The 21,529-nt window shown below is 53.7% G+C and carries 11 protein-coding genes; 10 read left to right on the top strand and 1 reads right to left on the bottom strand.

Going from position 1 to position 21,529, the window contains the following annotated elements:
* The first annotated feature begins 7 nt into the window (after nucleotides 1-7).
* Nucleotides 8-868 carry a calcium-binding protein gene (locus tag Mal52_RS14770; RefSeq protein ID WP_145376965.1) on the top strand — a complete coding sequence of 287 codons (861 nt, stop codon included), beginning with the start codon at nucleotides 8-10 and terminating at the stop codon, nucleotides 866-868.
* Between the two features lie 760 nt (nucleotides 869-1,628).
* Here the strand turns inward: Mal52_RS14770 and Mal52_RS14765 are convergent.
* The gene (locus tag Mal52_RS14765) at nucleotides 1,629-2,861 is read right to left on the bottom strand and encodes a glycoside hydrolase 5 family protein (protein WP_145376964.1); all 1,233 of its coding nucleotides are present in this window, start codon (nucleotides 2,859-2,861) and stop codon (nucleotides 1,629-1,631) included.
* 609 nt (nucleotides 2,862-3,470) lie between these two features.
* Between Mal52_RS14765 and Mal52_RS14760 the strand changes: the two genes are divergently transcribed.
* The 9 genes from Mal52_RS14760 (at nucleotide 3,471) to Mal52_RS14720 (ending at nucleotide 21,474) form a co-directional block, all read left to right on the top strand.
* Nucleotides 3,471-3,671, top strand: coding sequence for a hypothetical protein (locus Mal52_RS14760; RefSeq protein WP_145376963.1), 201 nt, complete (start codon nucleotides 3,471-3,473; stop codon nucleotides 3,669-3,671).
* Nucleotides 3,672-3,853: 182 nt separating this feature from the next.
* The gene (locus Mal52_RS14755) at nucleotides 3,854-4,573 is read left to right on the top strand and encodes a TetR/AcrR family transcriptional regulator (RefSeq protein ID WP_197533964.1); all 720 of its coding nucleotides are present in this window, start codon (nucleotides 3,854-3,856) and stop codon (nucleotides 4,571-4,573) included.
* A gap of 401 nt (nucleotides 4,574-4,974) precedes the next feature.
* Entirely contained in the window at nucleotides 4,975-5,994 is a 1,020-nt protein-coding gene (locus Mal52_RS14750; RefSeq protein ID WP_145376961.1) for a DUF1559 domain-containing protein, read from the top strand.
* A gap of 343 nt (nucleotides 5,995-6,337) precedes the next feature.
* Nucleotides 6,338-6,754: a peptidase associated/transthyretin-like domain-containing protein gene (locus tag Mal52_RS14745; RefSeq protein ID WP_145376960.1), complete on the top strand. Its 417-nt coding sequence runs from the start codon at nucleotides 6,338-6,340 to the stop codon at nucleotides 6,752-6,754.
* Nucleotides 6,755-6,876: 122 nt separating this feature from the next.
* The gene (locus Mal52_RS14740) at nucleotides 6,877-9,468 is read left to right on the top strand and encodes a DUF4838 domain-containing protein (RefSeq protein ID WP_197534930.1); all 2,592 of its coding nucleotides are present in this window, start codon (nucleotides 6,877-6,879) and stop codon (nucleotides 9,466-9,468) included.
* Nucleotides 9,469-10,136: 668 nt separating this feature from the next.
* Nucleotides 10,137-15,608, top strand: coding sequence for a protein kinase domain-containing protein (locus Mal52_RS14735; protein ID WP_145376958.1), 5,472 nt, complete (start codon nucleotides 10,137-10,139; stop codon nucleotides 15,606-15,608).
* A gap of 1,198 nt (nucleotides 15,609-16,806) precedes the next feature.
* Nucleotides 16,807-17,538: a universal stress protein gene (locus Mal52_RS14730; protein ID WP_145376957.1), complete on the top strand. Its 732-nt coding sequence runs from the start codon at nucleotides 16,807-16,809 to the stop codon at nucleotides 17,536-17,538.
* Between the two features lie 71 nt (nucleotides 17,539-17,609).
* A complete protein-coding gene (locus tag Mal52_RS14725; RefSeq protein WP_145376956.1) occupies nucleotides 17,610-18,542 on the top strand; it encodes a universal stress protein in 933 nt (310 codons plus the stop codon).
* A 181-nt stretch (nucleotides 18,543-18,723) separates the two neighbouring features.
* Nucleotides 18,724-21,474: a cation-translocating P-type ATPase gene (locus Mal52_RS14720; protein WP_145376955.1), complete on the top strand. Its 2,751-nt coding sequence runs from the start codon at nucleotides 18,724-18,726 to the stop codon at nucleotides 21,472-21,474.
* The last annotated feature ends 55 nt before the right edge of the window (nucleotides 21,475-21,529 follow it).

Below are 21,529 nucleotides of genomic sequence, written 5' to 3'. Positions count from 1 at the left end.
AGAAACGATGAACGCTACCAAGAAACGAACGATGCAGTTTGAGAACCTGGAAGATCGCCGTGTGATGACCGCCGGTGTCGACATCGACCTGGACGACGGCGTCCTGGAAGTCGAAGGCTCGGAAAAATCCGAGAAGATTTACATTCAGTACCACGATCACGACGAAGTTGAAGTCAAGATCTACCAGGAAAAGGATGGCAAATGGAAGTTGAAAAAACGCAAGGATTACGACTTGGATAAGGTCGACGAAATCAAAGTATTCGCTGGGGCCGGCAATGACTACGTCGTCAATCGCAGCGACATCGAAATGACGGCATATGGTGAAACCGGCAACGACACGCTCTATGGCGGGGGCGGCAATGATTCGCTGTGGGGCATGGATGGACATGACAGGTTGGTGGGCCGCGATGGCCACGACCGGATCGATGGAGGCAGCGGAAATGACCGGCTCTACGGGCTAAACGGCAACGACATCATGACCGGGCAGGCCGGCCGCGACTATCTGTCTGGCGGCAACGACCATGACGTGATGAACGGCGGTAAGGACAACGACCGCCTGGGAGGGGGGCGTGGTAACGACGCCTTGTATGGAGGGAGCGGCGACGATCACCTGTTTGGCAACAACGACCACGACAAGCTCTACGGTCAAAGCGGCACGGACTACTTGTCCGGTGGTGCCGGAAACGATTGGATCGACGGCGGCAACGACCATACCACAGACACGTTGTACAGCGGTGGGGGCTACGACCACATCGTACAACACCACAATCTGAAACCTGGGATTTTCGGCATCAAGTTTTGGCAAGCTGAGGAGAGTATCAGGGATGCGTCATGGTACGACACGGTAAAGAACGAGTACCACCTCTAGAAAGTGGAAGTGTTTGGGGGAAACCGCTGGTGGCGGCGAAGTTGGGGAGGGCATCGATCCTCCCCAACGACGCCCGCGACCGGCGGTTTTTTTACGTAGACGAAACGGCGATCGACGTCCACAAACCGCGACAGACATGACTTGAACCAGTAAAGGAATTGCAAACAAAACCCTTGAAAACAACCAACGACAAATACGGTGGCCCAATGAACCGTTCCCCACACCATTTAACAGAGTTTCAGTTGCTGCGAAAACAGATATCCAAGGCGCGAAGGGTGCGGGGCGTCGCTGCTGTTTGCCACGGAATCCCGTAGTATCATGGTTCTTTCAGGGGTCGATTCCTCTAACGTGTTTGCATCTTATTGCTGATAGAGTTGCCGTGCGGCAGTCACGGTCGGGCGGGAAGTGCAAGGCTGGCTGGGCCATCTGTATGATCGGCAGATTCAAAGCGATGGTGAGCGGTATGTGAGCAGCTCGCGAAACAGTCGTTGCGAACGACTCGGCGGGCTGATCCAATGGTACGAACGCGCTGCATGAGTTTACCAGCGTTCTCGGCCTTTACTCGTACGCTTGCCGTGCGCGCGTACTGTGGAGAGCTTCCAATTAGTAGTAGCAGATGTGGCTGGATACGATGTTTTCCGCCGACAGTTCTGCCAATCGATTTTTCGCCGCACTTCGTTTTGTCGTTCAACTTTCGCCGTCACTGTTTTTGTTCCGCGCGGTCTTCCTTGCTAGCAGCCTACTCTTGCTCTAGCGCAGCTCATTTCGCGCGCGTCACCGAAATTTTGCCGACCAAATAGATCGGGCCCTGATCGGATTCGAGCGTGAATTCAACCCCGTCTTCCAGTCCTTCCGGTGTTATATCATCGCCGTCACGGCTTACGACCCGCTCATCCCCGGTCGGTGCTTCCGCCTTCAGAGTCCAAGTCGCCTTCTGCTCCGCCCAGAGCGCAATCACGTGCGACCCATCGGGCTTCTTGAAGCGAAGCTGATATTCCTTCGATGCAAGATCGAGCCTCTCGGGGACCGGTGCATCTCCCACCATCTTGAGCGCGGTCTTCAGCGCGTCGTAAGACGGCTTCTTGTCGAGTTTCGCCGTTGTGATGCCCCAATGATGTTCAATATGCCCGGGGCTCGGATTCCGTTTGTCGACGTTCTTGTAAATGATGCTCCGCGTGAGCCCATTCGCGAAATTTAACAACAACATTCGCGCGTAATAGCTGGCTTGTCGCTCCAGGCTCACCGGTGGGAGAAACGCCAAGCCTTCCGGCGGCACGTTCGGGTCGTAGGTGCTGTACCCCCATTCACCGCTAGTCACGGGAACGTCGTGTCCTGCGTCTTTCAAGATCTGCTGCGCAAGCTCGATGTCCTCCAGAGCCCCTTCCGGCTGATCGGGCCGATACAAATGAAGCGTCACCTCATCCACAAGTGAAAGCGCATCCGTCGCCGCGACCTCTTTGAGAAACCGAGGTCCGGCAATCCCGTATCCCCCCGTCTCGATCGAATCAGCGAAAGTGAAGAACAACGCGCCTGCTGCGATCCGCGCTTCCGGATCCGCCTTGCGTAACGCCGGCGCAACCGCCTTCACGAGCTCCGAATAGGCAACGGGGTCCGGGCCGCCATCCTTGCTCGCCCAAAACTTTGCGACGTTCGGTTCGTTCCAGATCTCCCAATCGTGCCCGCGGCCGCCATAGCGCTTTGCCACAGCAGCAGCAAACGCAGCAAACGCTCGGCGCCCTTCGCCATCCACAACCGCGCGATTCTCACCGTAAAGCGAATTTCCGTAGTCGAGAACGAACAAGATCCTTAGCCCGAGCTTCTCACAAGCCTCAACGAAAGTATCATACCCTGCACCCTCGAAGTCATAGACTCCACGCTCTTTCTCGATCTGGTTCCACGCGAGATCGTTCCGCACCTGCGTCACACCGATGCCAGCCAACAACTCAAGTGCTTTGCGATCTACCGGAGACCGGTAGTGCGTGTTGAATCCCACGGACTCAGCAAACGTTGGTCTCCGCGGCTCTGCCGACTCCGAACGCGAAGAGTCGCAACTGACGATCGTGGCCAAGGCAAAAGCAATCAGAAGGCGGTGAGGCATGGCGAAGCAGTATCCCAAGAGTACGAGTTAGACAACTGGCAGCGGTCATCCCCAATGGGGTTTCCCATTGGGACCTTGACTCCTCGACTCGGCTACGCCGCCCAGCGACAGGTCGTCCGATTCTAATGAGCCGTCGAGTCGAATGCCATTATTTTCCGCCACAATTTATGACCTAAACGAATCTAAAAGTCCGTGCGGTCCAAATCCAGGGTGGACGAAAGTTGAACAGCAAATAGGTGTTCCCGAAAAAACGCATGGAAGCACTTTTGTCGGAATGGATCGTGACTTAGTGGCGACAATGATTTCAATTTGTTTGGTTTTCGGGTGCGTACGCACGATGAGAGAGCACACGTCAAACCAAAGCTGATCTATGATTCACGCAGCGCGTTCGTACTACGGAATCAACCCGTCGAGTTGTTCACGGCGGAGAATCTGATCGAGGACTATCGTGTTGTTCACCGACGGCAGGGAACTTGAGCAAGGCGGGAGATGGTCGCGGGGCGAATGCGTCAAAACTCAAGCAACAAGACTTTGCAATCACCTGATTTCTCTACCGAATACAACCCCCAGGTTGTCTTTTTGAAAAAGCTCGAAGAGCCTCTCGCCCTTGCCATTTACAGCGCGCTGTCGAAACAACTTGTACTGATGTGCGTTGCTTGGCGTTTTGTGGAAAAAGTTACGGCGGTGGTGTCTCTCGATGGGTAGAAGCGTGAGACCTTGCTCGTAAAGGGTTTTGCGCACTTGCTCGGAAGGTTTCTAGTGCTCTGCGGCAAGTCTTCCGCTTTGTCGTGCGCATCCAGAAATCTTGAAATAATTGACAAACTGTCAGAAAAGTATTGAAAACCTGACACGGTGTCAGTATATTTTACCGAATGGAGGATATCTCGTTGAAAAAACAGGAAATATTCGATCGCGGAGTGCGGATCCTTGAATTGGCGCGCGCCAGGTTTGTCAGGGGTGGATACCTGGGTTTGGGGCTGAACTCCTTAGCGGCCGAGTTGGGTGTTTCGCGGGGAACGATCTACAACCACTTCAAATGCAAGGAAGAAATCATCCTGGCATTGCTTCAGGATACGATGGAAATCCGGCTGGGTATGTACCGACGCGCAGCCGCCTACCAGGGGACCCCTCGCGTCCGCATGACTGCGCTTGGCGTGGCGGGGGAACTGTTTGTGAAGTTGTATCCCGACCATTTTTGTGTTGAGCGAGTCGTGCAATCCGATTCAATCTGGGGCAAGACTACAGAAGAACGTCGTGCATTGGTGAAGTCATCTCAGCTGCGATGCGTCGAGGTTGTGGCGGGTGTTGTTCGCGATGGAGTCGCTCAGAATCACATCACTCTGCCCGCAGACATGACGCCGGAATCGCTAGTATTTGGACTCTGGGCAATGACTGATGGAGCCTATTCAATCATCGCCACCAGTGACGCAATGATCGATATGGGCATCGCAGAGCCGTTCCTTGCTATTCGTCGCACCATTCAAAACGTGCTCGATGGATTTGGCTGGACGCCGTTGTCAGCGGATTACGATTTTGATGCAGCCATGGAGCGAATTGTTAAAGACGTCTTTCCAGAAGAGTATTCGCGATTGAAACAAAGCTGGTAGCCGCGACGGACACAAGTCCCACTGAATAAGCTTGTGTTTATCGAGTCCATTTGGAGGGGATCTGCGAAAACACGCGGATCCGTTACGCCTCGCGGGAGGCACGAAAGACTGGGCGAGATGTCTTGTTCTCGGCCGTGCGTTAGCGTTGCGCGATGAAGACGACGATTGGGCCACAGTTGAACCCTTACGAGCGGTGATGGAGAGGACCGGCGCACAGCGCACCGCGGGCGTCCTCTCGCAGTGACATCGACGAGAATATCATTTCTATCAACTCTTAACTGTCTAGCAATGCGCCGATGCGCGACCTGATTCCATCGATTGAATCGTGCTAACGGTACCGATGTCGGGACCCTTAGTTGGTTACGGCTTTTTATTATTTTCTTTCTTGATTGGAGAATATCATGGCAGTGAATCGAAGCCCCCGTCGGGGTTTTACATTGATCGAACTGTTGGTAGTAATTGCAATTATTGCCATATTGATCGCACTGTTGTTGCCGGCGGTGCAACAGGCACGCGAGGCGGCGCGCCGGACTCAATGCCGAAACAACCTCAAACAGCATGGGTTGGCCATGCACAATTACCACGATGTTTTTCTCATGTTTCCGGTGGGAGCCTGCTTCGAAGAAGCCCGGGGGTATGTGTACTCCAGTGCAATCACTCAGATGTTGCCTTACTTCGAGCAAGCTAACCTGAAAAATCTTTACGACGACGACGTGGCCTTCTTTTACCAGACACCACAGGTCGCACGAACTGTGATCCCCACGTTTCTCTGTCCTTCCGTGTCTGATAATTCAACGGTTGTTAACAACGAGGTGTCGCTGCTGCTTTCTTTTCTTTCGCCTCCGGGGAGTTCAGGGAACACCTACGGCCAGACGCACTACATATTGAGTAAGGGGGCCACGAATGTCTGGTGTGATCCCACAGACCTGCCGTCGGGGCGTGGAATGTTCGACTACAATTCGACAATGCGAATTCGGGACATCAGGGACGGAACGACCAACACCATCGCCATGGGTGAGGGGGCTACTGGCCAGCAGTTTCCACTTTGTGAAGGACAGGCGGACTGTGATGCGGGGACCCCTTCTACGTCCGGCAAAAACGCCTCGCAGGCATGGTTGATCGCCCAGCCAAACGACCTGGAAGTGCAGGATGTTCTCATCCAGGCGGCCTCGAGTTTGTGGGGCAGCACAGCTTACCCCTTGAATATGAATCCTGTCGCCGAGACGTTTCTTGTGTTTGCTGATCGACTTGATTGTTCATCCACAGAGGACATGACCAGCAACTTCCGCAGTGCCCACTCGGGCGGCGGGTTTTTCCTGTTGGCTGACGGCTCAGTGCAATTCATCAACGATAGTATCGATATGGGCAAGTACCGAGCCCTTTCGACGGTCGCTCAAGGTGAGATCGTCGGCGAATTCTAAGCAGCATAACTTGGATATCAGCAACGCTCACCACCACCCGGCAGGATCACCCTGCCGGGTGGTGCTCGAGTTCACTGCTGCCGACTTGAGCGGCCACCTCCCATCTTTCACAGAACTGCTCCATGCTCAGTCCCGTTGTGACTATCAGCGATTAGACGGCAACGATTCGATTCGCGTGCATAACATTCTGACCGAAAAACCTCTCAGCGGTGTAATCCATCCGCAGACGCATCGATCCCTAAACATGCACTTCAAGGTCTGCGACGATGCACTCCGAAGTGACCTGACGGAAATCTAGACTTGCTCATACCGATAGATGGCGATTCATTAAGGAATTAAGAAAATGACACGTGTCACCTTACTGTTCGTGGCAACTTTCATGGCAATGTTGGTCACCATGACCGGCTGCGGCAGTGGGTCCGATACTCCGAAACTGGGGACCGTGCATGGTATGGTCACTATGGATGGCCAGCCGGTTTCCGGAGTTTTAGTTTTCTTTCAGCCTGATGGTGGTGGTCCCCAGTCGATTGCCAAAGTGAATGACGATGGTAGTTACACGGCCATCTATTACCCTGTTGCAGAAGGAGCCGCAGAAGGCGTCGAAGGCGTATCGGTCGGTCCATGCACCGTCAAAGTGAACCATATGCTGGGTTACGCGACGCGAGGCAAGATCCCAGAAAAGTATGGGGCCCAAAGCGAACTGAAACTTGAAGTGCTCCCCGGTGACAACCCGTTTGATATTGCGATGGAATCCCGCTGACCCGATTCACAAACCCAGCGGAACAGCCGCTGAGAATCCAACTAGTTCTATTCTGCTCACGCATCAGCATTCCAATCCACCGTCTTTGCTTTATGCTCCTGCTCAAATTCAAGAGGCGACTCATGGCACCAACACAGAGTTCCACCAGCATGAAACATGTTTGTATTATGGTTGCCTTGATCGTGTTGAATACAGTTTGCACTTCGAGCGCGAAGGCCGACGACCCATTGCCGACCCCGGCCGCCTCAGCAGACTCCGCTTCGGTAGTTCTCCTAGAAAAGGGGAGTTCAAAGTATCAAATCGTGCTCAACCCATCGGCGAGTCCGTCTGAACGATATGCGGCGACAGAATTGCAGGCCCACTTTCTGAAGTGCACTGGAGTCAAGCTTCCGATCACGGCGGTCGAGCCGGGGCAGGAGACTCCCATGATTGTGCTGGGATGTGGTCCGGTGGCAACAAGGCTTGGCGTTCACCCGACAGCGGACGAATTACGCGAGCAGGGCTGGCACCTGAAAACAGTCGGACCCCATGTGATCATCGCGGGAACTGCTGAGGCGGGGACCCTGCATGGCACCCGGTTCTTGCTCGAAAAATACCTGGGCGTGCGGTGGCTGGCCCCCGGTGTTACGAAGACACCACGCATTGTCGACCTGACGATTCCGCCGACTGAAACTATCATGCGACCAGCGTTTCGTTGGAGAGACACGAGTTACGCATGGCCCGGCTCGACTGCTGAGTTTCGCAATCGCCGAGGAGAGAACTCGGGCAGCGGGGACAAGACTCATTCCTTGGGCAATCAATACGCATTTGACGGTCGAGCCCATACGTACTACCGCTACGTCCCTCCTAAAGAATTCTTCGACAACCATCCGGAGTACTTTTCGGAGGTTGGCGGCCAGCGCATCCGGTCAGAGACACAACTTTGCCTCACGAACCCCGAAGTACTCGAGATCGTGACCAGCCGTATGCTTGCACGGATGAAGGCGTATCCGCATTTTGACCAACATAACTTTTCACAGATGGATTGGCACAACGTTTGTGAATGTGACAACTGCCGTGAGATCAACGAACTCTACGGAACTTCCGGCGGCACCCAATTCTGGTTCGTCAACCGGCTTGCTGAAAGGACGGCAAAGGTTTATCCCGAGAAGCTGATTGGCACGCTGGCCTATACGTACACCGAGCAACCACCCGCGAACCTGCAAATGCACCCGAACGTGGCTGTGTGGCTATGCCATATGTTTCCGTGTTGTGATAGCCATCCGATTGCAACCTGCCCACTGAACGCCCGCTTCAAGGAGCGCGCGATCGCTTGGTCAAAAATCTCATCGCACCTCTACGTCTGGCATTACATCGTCAACTTCGCGCACTACTACGTGCCATTCCCGAACCTCCGCGCCATGTCCGCGGACATGAGGTTCTACCGCGACATTGGTGTCGAGGGAGTGTTTGCACAGGCAATGGGGGCCGGTGGAGGAGGAGGCGAATTCAGCCTTTTACGAGCTTACTATATTACCGAGTTGCTCAAAGACCCTGATCGAGATGGTCAAGAGATTATTCGCGAGTTTCTGGACGGATATTACGGTGCCGCAGCTGATGCGATGGAACGTTACATCAACCTGCTGCAGAACAAGGTCGACCGTGACAATGTCCACATGCATCTTTACACCAATCCAGGTCAGGGATATTTGCCGGACGACATCCTGGATGATGCTGAGCGATTGTTTGACGAAGCTGAGTCCGCCGTCGAGGATGATGCCGAACTGCTGGAACGGGTTCGCGTAGCACGCATGCCGCTGGTCTACGCGCGTGTATTTCCCCGCAAAGGCTATGATCTGAAAGAGGGCAAACTGGTATTTCGGCAGCCGTTGGCGAAGCCGGGAGATCCAGAGCGATTTCTGGCACGGATGAGTGCTCATGGATTTAGAAGCATTCGTGAGCGAGGGAACGATCGTAACACGCTGCTCGACATCGCCCGGCTGACCAGTCAGCCACTTCCCGTGTTCACAATTGACAACGACGTGATCAGCGTCGACGTCGTCCCTCTGCTCGGCGCGCGGGCGCTGCGGATTACCGACAAAAAGTCGGGTCAGAGTATCACGGAGCTCAATCCCACGCGGGACATGTTATTCCCGTTCCATGGCGGCGAAGAAGGCGGAGCTGGTACTCTGCTCACATGGTTTCTTGGCGGCCCCATGGACCCGGCAACCGTCACCAAACACGACGCCAGTTCAATCACGATGGCTAGCGAAACGGCCAACGGATTTCGGATGGTCCGCACGATCTCGGTGATGCCGCAAGAGCCCGTTATGCAAGTTCGCACCGAGCTCATCAATCCCAGTAAGAAACCGCGACTGGCACGAGTCCGATCAATGCTTAGCCTCGATTTGGGCGAACTCAAGGCGACACGGGTCCAGTTCGAAGATCTCGCGGGTCGCACCGTCGACAAAGATCTGGCGGATGTCGTGCAAGGTTTACGTGATGGCGTGCGGTACGCTCAAGAACGCCGGCCTCGCGGCGACTGGAGCTTCAGTGGCACTAAGGGACTGCGAGTGACGCAACGGTTCGACGATGAGAACCTTGATTTCACGCGTCTCGCGGCCTTCCCTGAGGATCACAACTCACTGGACGTCGAGCTGTGGACCCGAGAACGCACTCTAAAACCGGGGGAGAGCATGATCTTGGAGCATAACATCACCGTCGACTCCCGCTGAGGCCCGCACATCGGGTGATAGAGTCATGGAGCGGGCGAGTCTTTGCGCCTCGATGTGCTTCGATCTCGCCGCGCGGTTCAAAAACAATGACGAACGTAAGTTGATTCTTGCAAAAGACGAACGAGTCAAGTTTGCCGCTCACAACTGATGGCGAAAATAGCCTTCCGATGATCAATCGATAATAGAATTCGACACATCTTCAGGGCGAGCGCGCACCGGCAGCGCCAACAGTGCAATCGAGGATGACCGAAAGCTCATGCAGAGAGCTCGATCAGATCATCCGTCGCGAACGACTCGGTGGGCTGATTTAGTGGTACGAACGCGCTGCTTGAATTCACGTATTGCCTTGGTCTTCGATGCTGAGGCTCACTTAGCGCACGCAGCGTGAAAACCTTCCAATTTGAAATCCTCGTTGCTGCAGGCTACTATCAATTCCTCAGGCAGTTCCACAAATTTTTTTTCGGTCGAACCTCTTGTGATTGTTCAACTTCCGTTCATCACTTTTTTTGGGTCCGTGCGAAGTCAAGAAATTTCCTGCTATTTGATGTCGGTAACTGAGCGTTATTCGGAATAGACTTAATACGCTGAGATTTTCTCTGCCACATCGACGTACGAATTTTCATTCACACGCTTCTCGATTTCAATCTCCGCAAACCCATTCAAACCATATGGCTAAAACTCCCGATCCTGTTTCCCTCTCTCTCGCGCAACAGGTTGACGCTGCGTGCGATCGATTTGAAGCGGCATGGTTATCGGGCACAAAACCAAAACTTGAAGAGTTCCTACCGAAAGCCGATGCAGCCGATGTTCCGCAGTTTTTGCGCTCGCTGCTGAAGGTTGAGGTGGAATTATTGGAAAAGGAGGGGCAGCACGTCACTGCTGAATCCTTTGCGGAGCGATTTGAAGAATACGGCGAGATCGTTGCCGAGGTACTTCGCAGTCACGCAGCCAAATCGGGGAATCGGGCGACCAAGACGCGCGAGGTTCGCACCTTCAGTTTGCGAGACGCATCGATTGATACGTCGTTCATTGAAATCCCTGTCTCGTCTAAGAAACTGAAACAAGCTCCCAAACAACTCGGGAGATTCAAGATCCTCAAAGTGCTTGGCGAAGGCGCTTTTGGAACTGTCTATCATGCACACGACCCGCAATTGGATCGAGAGGTCGCATTGAAAGTCCCTCGGGCGGGGGTTTTGGAAACACAAGAAGATATCGATCGGTTTCTACAAGAGGCGCGTGCGGTTGCCGATTTGCGCCACGCGCACGTTTGTCCCATTTTTGATTTTGGGAAAATCGACGACGAATACTTCATCGTCATGGCTTACATCGCGGGTAAGCCGCTGTCGTCAATTCTCGTTGGCGGGAGAAAAATTGCTGACCACAAGATTGCCGCAGTGATTCGGAAAATCTCTTTAGCGTTAGAAGCGGCCCACAAACTTGGAGTTGTACATCGTGACCTAAAGCCAGCGAACATCATGATCGACAAGCAAGGTGATCCGGTCGTGATGGATTTCGGACTGGCTCGGCGCATGACGGGCGACGAGGCTCAACTCACGCATAGCGGGGCCATTCTGGGCACCCCGGCTTATATGCCCCCCGAACAAGCCAAAGGGAATTCCAATGCCGTGGGGCCGCAGTCGGACGTCTACAGTTTGGGGGTTATCCTGTATGAATTGCTTTGCGGGCAACGGCCATTTAGCGGCAGCGTCGCTGAAGTCTTCGCAAGCATTTTACACCGGGAGCCATCTCCACCTTCGACTCACCGAAGTCACGTCGATCCGCAACTAGAAGCAATCTGCCTCAAATCCATCGCCAAACAACCGAATGACCGTTATGCCTCGATGGCTGCTTTGGCTGAGACGCTGACAGAATACTTACGAGTCAAACGCGAAGAAGATCCGAACTCAAAGTCAGGCGTCTCACCATCACGATCCAATGACCAATCTTCCTCCATCATTCCGGTTCGGCAAAGAAAAAAGACAACCGCCTCCGACTCGTCTTTGACCGGTTTTAACCCATATCACAAGTGGCTGGGAATTCCCCCCGAGGAACAGCCTGCGAATCACTATCGCTTGCTGTCGTTGAAACTTTTTGAAAGTGACCCCGATGTGATTGAGGCGGCCGCGGAACGGCAGATGAGCTATCTGCATCAAATCGCCACCGGTCCACATCTTGAATTGGCTCAACAACTATTGAACGAACTGGCTGCCGCGAAATTATGCTTGCTCAACTCGAAACAGAAAACAGTCTACGACAAGAAGTTGAAAATCGAACTCGCAGCAAAGGCGGACGAGCACGATACTGATGATGATCTCCCATACGATGACACAGAGTTTGATGATCTCCAACCGCGATCGAGTCTACGTACGGCAGCTGTGGAAAAGTCGCCTTGGTGGGAAAATCCTCGTCAACTGCTCCCAGCGATTGGCGGAGCGAGCTTGGTGATTTTGTTGGCCGCAGTGATGATCATCAAAATGAGTCGTAGCCCAGTCACAGCGAAAACGCCCGCCGCGAATAACGTGGCTGCCATCGATCAGGCGAATGCAGATCCTCCGGAGGATGCAATCGGAAATACCAATCCCCGACATCTAATCCCCGTATACGACGCATCCTCCGGACAAATGCCACAGCAGGGAGGCTGGACTTTTCAAGGTAATGAAATGGCGACAATGCAGTCGGGAACCTTGCTCCTTGATGCCCAAAGTGGCGGACAAGGTTTTTGGACGGCGACTACCCCCATCGATGCTGCGGTCGACGATCCAGGCGTTTTCATGGAGACGACCGCAAAAATCCTGGAAGAAAATCACACGTCAACCATCGCCGGTTTGACGCTGCTGGACATTCGTTCCCACAACTTGGCCGCCGCGTTGGTCGCACAGGATAACGAGATTATCATCCGCGATACAGCGGGAAGTGCCATCGATAGACTGAAAATGGACACCACAGATGGCTTCCATACCTATCGGTTGGAAATGGCCGATGAAACATTTTGGCTGTTCGTCGATGGAGAATTGAAACTCCATGAGACAGCAGCACAATTGCGTCCAGCCCAGGGGAATGGTAATTCGGCGTCTGATTTGGTCGCAATATTCGGTGACACGTTTGGCAAGGAATCCAAGTCGCGCTCTGAATATCGGCACGTTTCGTTCGGCGACTTGTCGGCCGACGGGGGGCCAACCGTTTTGCGAGATCGCAACAACTTCGAAAACCCGCGATATCCGGCCAACTTGAATCCCCTGGTTCTCACCTACGATGCAGCGGAGGGCAAACTTCCCAGCGCTGCCGGCTGGACTTATCAGGGACAACAGGCTCAGGGAAGTTCGGCAGAAATCTCCTCGCAACGATTGGTTCATGACGCAGGGATGAGTTCCTACAGTTTTTGGACCGCCACACTCCCCGTGAACCGTGCCCCCCAAGCTGCCGGAATGTTCATGGAAGCCACCATGAAAGTGAATTCGGAAAATCACACGACGAATCAGCGCGGTTACAATTTGATGGAATTCGCGGAAATCACACCGACAACAGCTCGCGGCATTTCAGTTTTGTTATGGGAAAACCGGATATTTCTGATTGATGGTGATGATAACCTGCTCAATGGTGCAGAACTCGACTGGGACACGTCCGACGATTTTCACACCTATCGAGCAGAGGTCAAAGGGGATCAGTATTGGCTATACATAGACGGCCAGGAGAAGCTATCGGACCGCATTCCTGCTTACCCCACAACGTCCGACGTGACAAATCTCCTGCCCGACGGTCAAAAAACATTACCGCGCCTGTGGGCTAAATTCGGTGATGGGAGCAATGCGTCCGAGTCGGTCACCGAAACCAATTCAGTCACGTTCGGTTCACTCTCCGCGCTGGGAGGTCCAACGGCACTGCGGCAAGCTACGGATTACGACCACCTGCTCACGGGTTACTGGCAAGATGTCATTCGAGATCAAGAAGACGTTCCTGATTGGGAAGGCGTGACAATCAGAGATGGGGAGATTGAATCGCCAACGAATAATAATAACGGCTACGAGATTGGATCACGTCCTTACCGCGACCTTATTTTGCGTGCAAACATTTGGAAAAAAGATGGCTGGCACGCAGGAATCAAACTGCGTTCGGATCAAATTGGTTATTATGGTTTATGGATGGTTAATGGACGTGCTTTTGGGGCAGGAACTCACAAACCACAATGGGTAAAACTCCACGACTCGGTGCAGCACGTCGACAATCTGCGAGATGGGTTTGAGTGGACTTGCGCGATGATTGGCGATCATCTGACCACATATGCTGATGGCAAAAAGGTTTTGGATATCCACGATGTGACGCACACCGTAGGATTTCCAGCAATTCACATCAGAACCTCAACAATCCGCAACCTTCAAATTATGGACCTCACCCGCGGCCCGTTTCGACCAGACGAAGTACAAACAGACCGCGTTAGCACGATCACACGTCCGATTGAGCCGGAACCCACCCTCCCAACCCCGGCTAAACCTATTCAAACGGGCCGGCCGCCCAAGGACGATGAGGATCACGATTCGCCACCGCCGCCTCCAAAAGTCGCCCATGACCCGGAGTTCTTGAACTTATTCAATGGAAAGGACCTAACAGGTTGGATCGGGAACGTGGCCGATTTTACGGCGGAAAACGGAAAGCTTGTCTATTCCGGGCGGCTGCAAGGGAGGTTAACCACGAAGCGGAAGTTTCAAGATTTTATATTGCGATTTGATTTCCGACTCGAATCGGGAGCCGACAACGGCATCGGTATCCGTCAGTCATTCGATGCCCCCTTTGCTCCTAAAGGGATCGAGATTCAGATCCTGGATGAAGAATTTCCCAAGCACAAGAGCATCAACGAAGCGAGCCAACACCATGGATCGATTTTCGATTACGCCGCAGCACAGCAAGGACATTTGAAGCCGCTGGGGGAATGGAACTCGCAAGAAATCATTTGCCGCGGAAATCACATTGTGGTGAATCTCAATGGCACTAATATTCTTGATACCACAATCGATCCCGGTAAAGACACGCCGGCTCATTTGAAACATCCGTGGGGAACAATTGCCCTTTTAGGATCGAGCGGACGCGCCGAATTCTGCAACATTCGGATCAAGGACCTTGGAAACCCTGCAGCGGCTGCCCCTGCCAAGAAGATATCATTTGCGAATCCAATGCCCGCAGCCGCAGTCGCTCACTGGGTCTTCAGCCAAGGCGGCTCAGTATCCGCAATGCAAAACGAACGGATCTTCAAACCTCTGACCTCTGCAAGTCAGCTTCCACGTGGAGCATATACGGTGATTTTGGCGAGCTTAATAGGGAAATCGCAAATCACCGACAGCGACCTCACCAGATTCGCAAATCTGCCACTTTTTAAGACGCTCGATGTCGGTAGTACTGGAGTCACCGATGATGGTATGGCTGTCGTAGGATCGTATCGAAAGCTATGTACGTTGGGGTTGGTGGGGACCGAGGTCACCGACCGTGGACTTTCAAAGCTTGCCAGGCTGACTCTTCTACAAAGCCTGCTGTTGCGGGGAACAAATATCTCCGACGAAGGCATGCAAGCACTGCAAAACATGCGAAATATGCAGACCCTCGAGTTATCCACGGAGACGGGGAACTTTTCAGATCAAGGCGTGCTGTATTTGGGAAGGATGATCAATCTCCAGCATTTGGCTATTAGTGGTGGCACAATATCCGATGCGGGATTGGAGCTGATCGCCAAGTTCCCGCAACTCGAGCGTTTATATATTTCGAATCATATGATCACCAATAAAGGCCTGAAGCATCTTCGACACATTCCGAAACTCAACCGGTTACATATTGGTGGAAATTTTGGTGTCACCGACATCGGTCTCATTCAGCTAGCAAAGCTAAAAAACCTTACGTCCTTAGAGGTCGGTAGCAATCCAAACATAACCGATGCCGGCCTGAAACAACTCGGAAGGATGCGAAACTTATCGACGCTCGTTCTCGATGACAATTTGAACGTGACCGACGCCGGCCTCGTCCATCTACAAAGACTTAAGAAACTGACATACCTCGGCCTACGACATACCAGCGTGACCGAGCAAGGAGCGAAGGCTTTAAAGGCCAAATTGCCGCAATGTAGAATCTATTACGGTTTCAGACAATCACTAAAATAAAGACGGCAGGGGCAGGATCAAATCTAAAATGCAACAAGCCCTCCCCGTTTAAAACCCTCCTCGAACCAAATGTCTCTTTGCACAAAGAGACATTGGACCTGTTAACCGCCCTAAGGCATGAAACGAGCGCACGATGCGGTGAGAGCGGGGCAGGGCAGGCGACGCGAAATCGGCGCCGCGCGACAACTTCGAATGTCTTGAGCGAGTCTGAACACTTTCCGGTTTGAAATCGCATTTTTCGCTCGCTACCATGATTTCCGCCGACAGTTCTGACAAGCGATTTTCAGTGGAACTTTGTTTCGTCGTTCAACTTTGGTCCGTCATGGTTTTTGGACCGCGCGGTCATTAACCCGCGTGGGGTCGCTCGAAAACGATCAATCCATCAATGCAGCAACAGCCGCTTCTGCGGCCTCGAAACGCGCTGCGTAGGAACCGGCGATCAATCGCCAGAAGCTGGAAGCACTGCTCCGTTACTACCAAAAGGTCGGCTCCAAGGACGTGGAATCAACTACCGAGCTACCGCCCTTTCAAGATAACGCAGATGTGCTGATTCAACCGAAGACCAAGAAATAACGGCAAGAGGCCGTTCAGGTGCTGACCCTCCGATCATCCTCCTCGCCGACTCACGTTGGAATTGGCATTTGACGCCGGTCTGCGGCTTGTCGATCAATACTAAACAATATGGGCACGAGTAACATCATCTACCACGACCGCGACGGACTGATGGCAATTTAAATTCGAAGATGGCTGAATGCAGGCTCGTGACTGCCGATGTGGGCACTGATCCTCTCGGCGGCCTTGCTGTGCTGAATTCCGCAGGGGTTGTGCGACGACGCAACTGGGTCGCCCCGACTTAGCAGTTCTCAAATACAGAAGCCCAACTCACCGAAGCGAGTTTCGGTTGAGACGAACACCGTTCGGTCGATGCAACCTCAGCAGGTTTGATGGGCGGCCGAATGCGAGCGATGTCGTCACCTCAGGTATTTTGCGATCTCTCTTTTGGTGACTCAGATAGATCGTTGTGCGCTCGCAATTGGCTCGATACCATTGAAGCCCGAGTTGATGCGTAAAGCAGTTCTTTAGTAGGATTTCGGTCATGCCGTATCTGAAATAGCCACGCCAACACTCGAAAAACGCCAACGCTTCAAGGGTGGTCTTTCGTCGAAGAGTCTGCGAAGACTTGCCAGAGGAGAATGCCATGAAACGGTTCAAGAAGCCCCTGGTCGGAGTCGGCTTGTCGTGGGGTGACTGTTTCGTTTCCGATAAGCTATCGGAGCCGAATGCCGAAGCCGTTCGTCCGGCGTTGTGGCTGGCCCGGTTGAATTCCGCGTCCATTGACTTTCTTTTCGCCTTGGATTTATCGGCAATAGCTCAGGAGTTGATTGCTGAAAGCAGCACGGGAATCAAGCTTATGCGAAAATGCCCGTGTGCCGTGTGGGTCACTCAACCGCTGGCGGCTCAGGAATTGGATTCTATTCTCGTTCCCCACGACTTGCGGCCGGTCGGTGATCAGGCAATGGACTTGGGCTGCTCAATGGCCAAGCTCCAGAACGCTCAACTCCACGTGCTTCTTGCCGCCGAGTATCCCGAATTCGACTACATGTTTCCTGCGCGCGTTTCATCGGAGCGAAAGCGAACCTATCGCAACGAGGTGGTAAGGCACATTGATACGCAAATTACCGGAGTTGACTTGCGGCTGCCTGCCAAGGTGCATTTCGTGATCGAGCCACCCGACTTGACCATCATGAATTGCATAGAGCAACACGCAATCGACTTGCTCGTGATGGGCACTGTGGGTTCCACGGGGATTTCGGGATACATCACGGGAAACACGGTCGAGCATCTCTTGCCTCGAATCCCGTGTTCTTTGCTGGCCGTGAAGCCGCCGGGCTTCAAATCGCCAGTCGTTCTTGAGAGGAGTGGAAGATGAAACGATTAAAAGCATCCTCGTGACGGCTAGGGCCGGTCACACGTCGACCAGAACATGATTAGAGAAATACGATGCGACGATTCAAGAACATTCTGACATACGTCAATCTGTCGTTGGACGAGCACCCGGCCCTGGAACGTGGTGTTCGCCTTGCTCGGCATAACAACGCAAACCTCACAGCGATGACAGTGATTGAGGAGTATCCGGCGCAGGCGCACGCGCTACTGCGCTCGATTCACCTGGAGGACGCGCTAGAAACGATCGAACGCGAGAATCGCGAACAGTTGGAACGGATCGTGCAGCCAATTCGAGACGCCGGTCTCGCCGTCGAAACGGTCGTCGCACACGGCAGCACCTTCATCGAAGTAATTCGTGCCGCGCTCCAACGCCAGCACGACCTAGTGATCAAGACCGTAAGCTCTGAGGGAGTCTTGCATCGAACATTCTTCGGCAGTATAGACATGCATCTGTTGCGAAAATGCCCGACTCCGTTGTGGCTTATCAAACCAGGAGAGCCAGAAGCATTTCGTCAGATTCTCGTTCCGCTCGATCCAAACATGGAAGATGCCGTCAAGCACGACTTGGGGATAGACCTGCTCACACTCGCGACATCGCTGGTCGAAATGGACAGCGCGGAATTGATGATCGTCCATGCCTGGCGAGCTTACGAGGAAGGGAAACTCAAAAAGTATATGGAGTCAAAGCAATTTGAAGAATACTTGCACAAGTGGGGGCAGGAAGCTTCGAAGCGGGTGTGGAACTTCGTCTCTTCTTTCGGACGCGAATTCAAACCGACCTCAATTCATCTCGTTCAGGGCGAACCTGGCGAGGTTATTCCGAAATTCGCCAAAGACCACAACGTAGATCTGCTCGTGACGGGAACTCTCGGTCGTCTCGGACAGCACGGGATGTTTATCGGAGATACGGCGGAGCGCATTCTGGGTCGGCTCGAATGCTCAGTCCTGGCCGTGAAACCGGCCGGTTTCGTCTCACCGGTGCGCTGAGGTTAGATTTCGCACAGGGCAAGGAACGGAAGCCAAGCGATACAGGCAAAACGAGTCACAGCAGATGTTTTGTTCAATCACAGCCGTCACCATGAATTTTCACGCTAGATAGCCACCCTGTCATGCGACCGTGACCTTGCCAAGGAATTTGAGCGGGGAGGGCGGCATGGAGTTTTAAGAAATGAACATAAAGCGTGAAACCGCAGATTTGGCCGTGGACGAGGCTTCGCATAAGAGCCGACCGTCGCTGGACGCGCATTTGATACGGGGCGACGAGGCGTTCGAGGTGTTCGGTTCGTCGAAAGATGGCATTACTTCGGACGAAGCGAAATCGCGCCTCGACTGTTACGGGCCAAATCAGTTACAGGAGCAAAAAAAGACGAGCACCTGGATGCGTCTGTTGCTACAGTTTCACACTCCACTGATTTACGTTCTGCTCGCTACGGCTGGCGCTACGGCTTTGCTTCAGCAATGGGTCGATACCGGCGTCATCCTCGGCGTTGTATTCATTAACGCGATCATCGGCTTCGTCCAAGAGTCCAAGGCGGAAAAGGCCATCGAATCGCTTAAGGATATGCTAGCCCCGTTAGCCGTTGTAATCCGCGACGGAACGAAGACCCAGTTGCCAGCGACGGAATTGGTGCCCGGCGATCTTGTGCTGCTCGAGGGCGGTGATAAGGTGCCTGCGGACATCCGTCTGACCCGCGTCAAGAACTTGCAGATTGACGAGGCACCTTTGACCGGCGAATCGATGCCGGTCGCGAAATCTGCCGAAGAGTTGCAAGGGGACGTGCCGCTGTGTGACCGGGTCAATCTCGCGTTTGCCGGCACGCTGGCAACCAACGGAACGGCGGCCGGCATTGTAGTTGCCACCGGCGACAATACCCAAATCGGCCAGATTGCCGGAATGCTGCACGAAGTCGAAGGGATCGACACGCCGCTAATTCGACGATTGGCGAGTTTCAGCATGGTGATCACCGTTGTTATCATCCTGTTTTGCGTATTCGTTTTTCTGGTGGGAATATTCACTGGCAAAGAGACCGTGGAAATGCTTATGGCGGCGGTGGCCCTGGCCGTGTCAGCAATCCCGGAGGGCCTGCCCGCCATTATGACTATTGCGTTGGCCATCGGCGTCAAACGGATGGCCTCGCGAAACGCCGTAGTTCGAAATCTGCCCGCGGTCGAAACCCTTGGCAGTGCTACTGTCATCTGCAGCGACAAAACTGGCACCTTAACGCGAAACGAAATGACGGTCACTCGTATCGTTTCCCCGGACGGCAGCTATTTCGTCACGGGGTCGGGATATGAACCGACCGGTGCTGTGTTGGATGAGAGCGAAAAGGCGGTAGAACTAGATGCTTCGCCAGCGATAAGTGAATTGGTTAAGGCCAGTGCACTCTGCAACGATTCGCTATGGCGACAGAAGGACGGGAAGTGGCGCATCGACGGTGACCCGACGGAAGGGGCGTTGCTTGTGTTGGCCGGTAAGTTGGGCCTCCGTCAGGAGGCCGCGACACGCGAATGGCCTCGTACCGATGAGATTCCGTTTGCGTCCGAATTGCAATACATGGCGACATTGCACCACAACCACTCGGGCCACGCTTTGATTTACCTGAAGGGTTCGCCCGAAACGGTCCTCTCGCGTTGTGCTCACGAATGGTCGTCGGACAGTCCGCTGGATATTGTCACTTGGCGGGAAACCGCAGACAGCATGGCAGCCGATGGCTTACGTGTCCTAGCAGTGGCGGAAAAGCGAAAACACCCGCAAGAGACGGTGCTCGAATTTGAGGATACCGAGCAAGGCTTTGCGCTCTTAGGACTGGTTGGCATGACTGATCCGCCCCGCCAGGAAGTGATCGTCGCGGTCGAAAAATGCCATGCCGCCGGCATCCGCGTAAAAATGATTACGGGCGATCACATTGCGACCGCCCAGGCCGTAGGGCGGCAGATCGGCCTCCGAGCTACCGAAGGGGCGATGACCGGTGCCGAGTTGGAAAAGCTTGACGATGCGGATCTGGATCAGGCAGCGGAAAATGTGGACATCTTCGCTCGGGTTGCGCCGGCACAGAAACTCAAAATCGTTCAATCGTTGCAGCGTTGCGGGCACGTTGTGGCCATGACGGGAGACGGTGTGAATGATGCCCCGGCACTCAAGCAAGCCGACATCGGCGTAGCGATGGGCATCACGGGCACTGACGTGTCGAAAGAATCCGCCGAAATGGTATTGTTGGACGACAATTTTGCCAGCATCGAGCGGGCCATTGAAGAGGGTCGCACCGTCTTCAACAACCTGATGAAGACAATTGTGTTTATCCTTCCCACGAACGGCGGCGAGTGCTTGACCCTCGTGGCCTCATTGCTGTTCGGTGCGCTGCTGCCGATCCTGCCACTGCACATCCTGTGGATCAATCTGGTGACTACCGTCGCGCTGGCTATCACACTGGCATTCGATCCGGTGGACCAGGACATCATGCGACAACCTCCTCGTGATCCACAATCGCCTTTGATCGACCGCAGTCTGGTGTGGCGCATTGTTTACGTGTCGTTGCTGATTTCGCTGGGGACCTTCGGCCTGTTCTTCTACGAGTTGGAGATCGGCAGCAGTCTGGAGGCGGCCCGCGCGGTGGCTGTCAATGCAATTGTCTTCTTCGAGGTGGCCTACGTTTTTAACAGCCGGAACTTGAATGATTCGGTCCTTAATCGTCGTGGAATCTTGGGAAACCGGATTGTTTGGTGGGGGATTGCCGCCGTTGTGGTCTTCCAGGTCGTGTTCACATATTGGCCGGTCATGAACTCCCTCTTTCGTGTCGCACCTCTCGACGCCTGGATGTGGTTGCGCATACTGGGAGTTTCTCTGTTGTTTATGTTGCTGGTCGAAATTGAGAAGGCGATTGGAAGGAGACTTGCGTTGCGCAGTCAGCCAGTGCCTTGATTGCGTACGGCCCGTTTCAAAGATGCGTTGGGGTAAGCCCACCGTTTGATTCCAA

Origin of the sequence: Symmachiella dynata, from assembly GCF_007747995.1 — a bacterium.
Taxonomy (GTDB): Bacteria; Planctomycetota; Planctomycetia; order Planctomycetales; family Planctomycetaceae; genus Symmachiella; species Symmachiella dynata.
The sequence above is the reverse complement of the archived record's forward strand: the minus strand, read 5'-3'. Positions and strand labels throughout refer to the sequence as shown.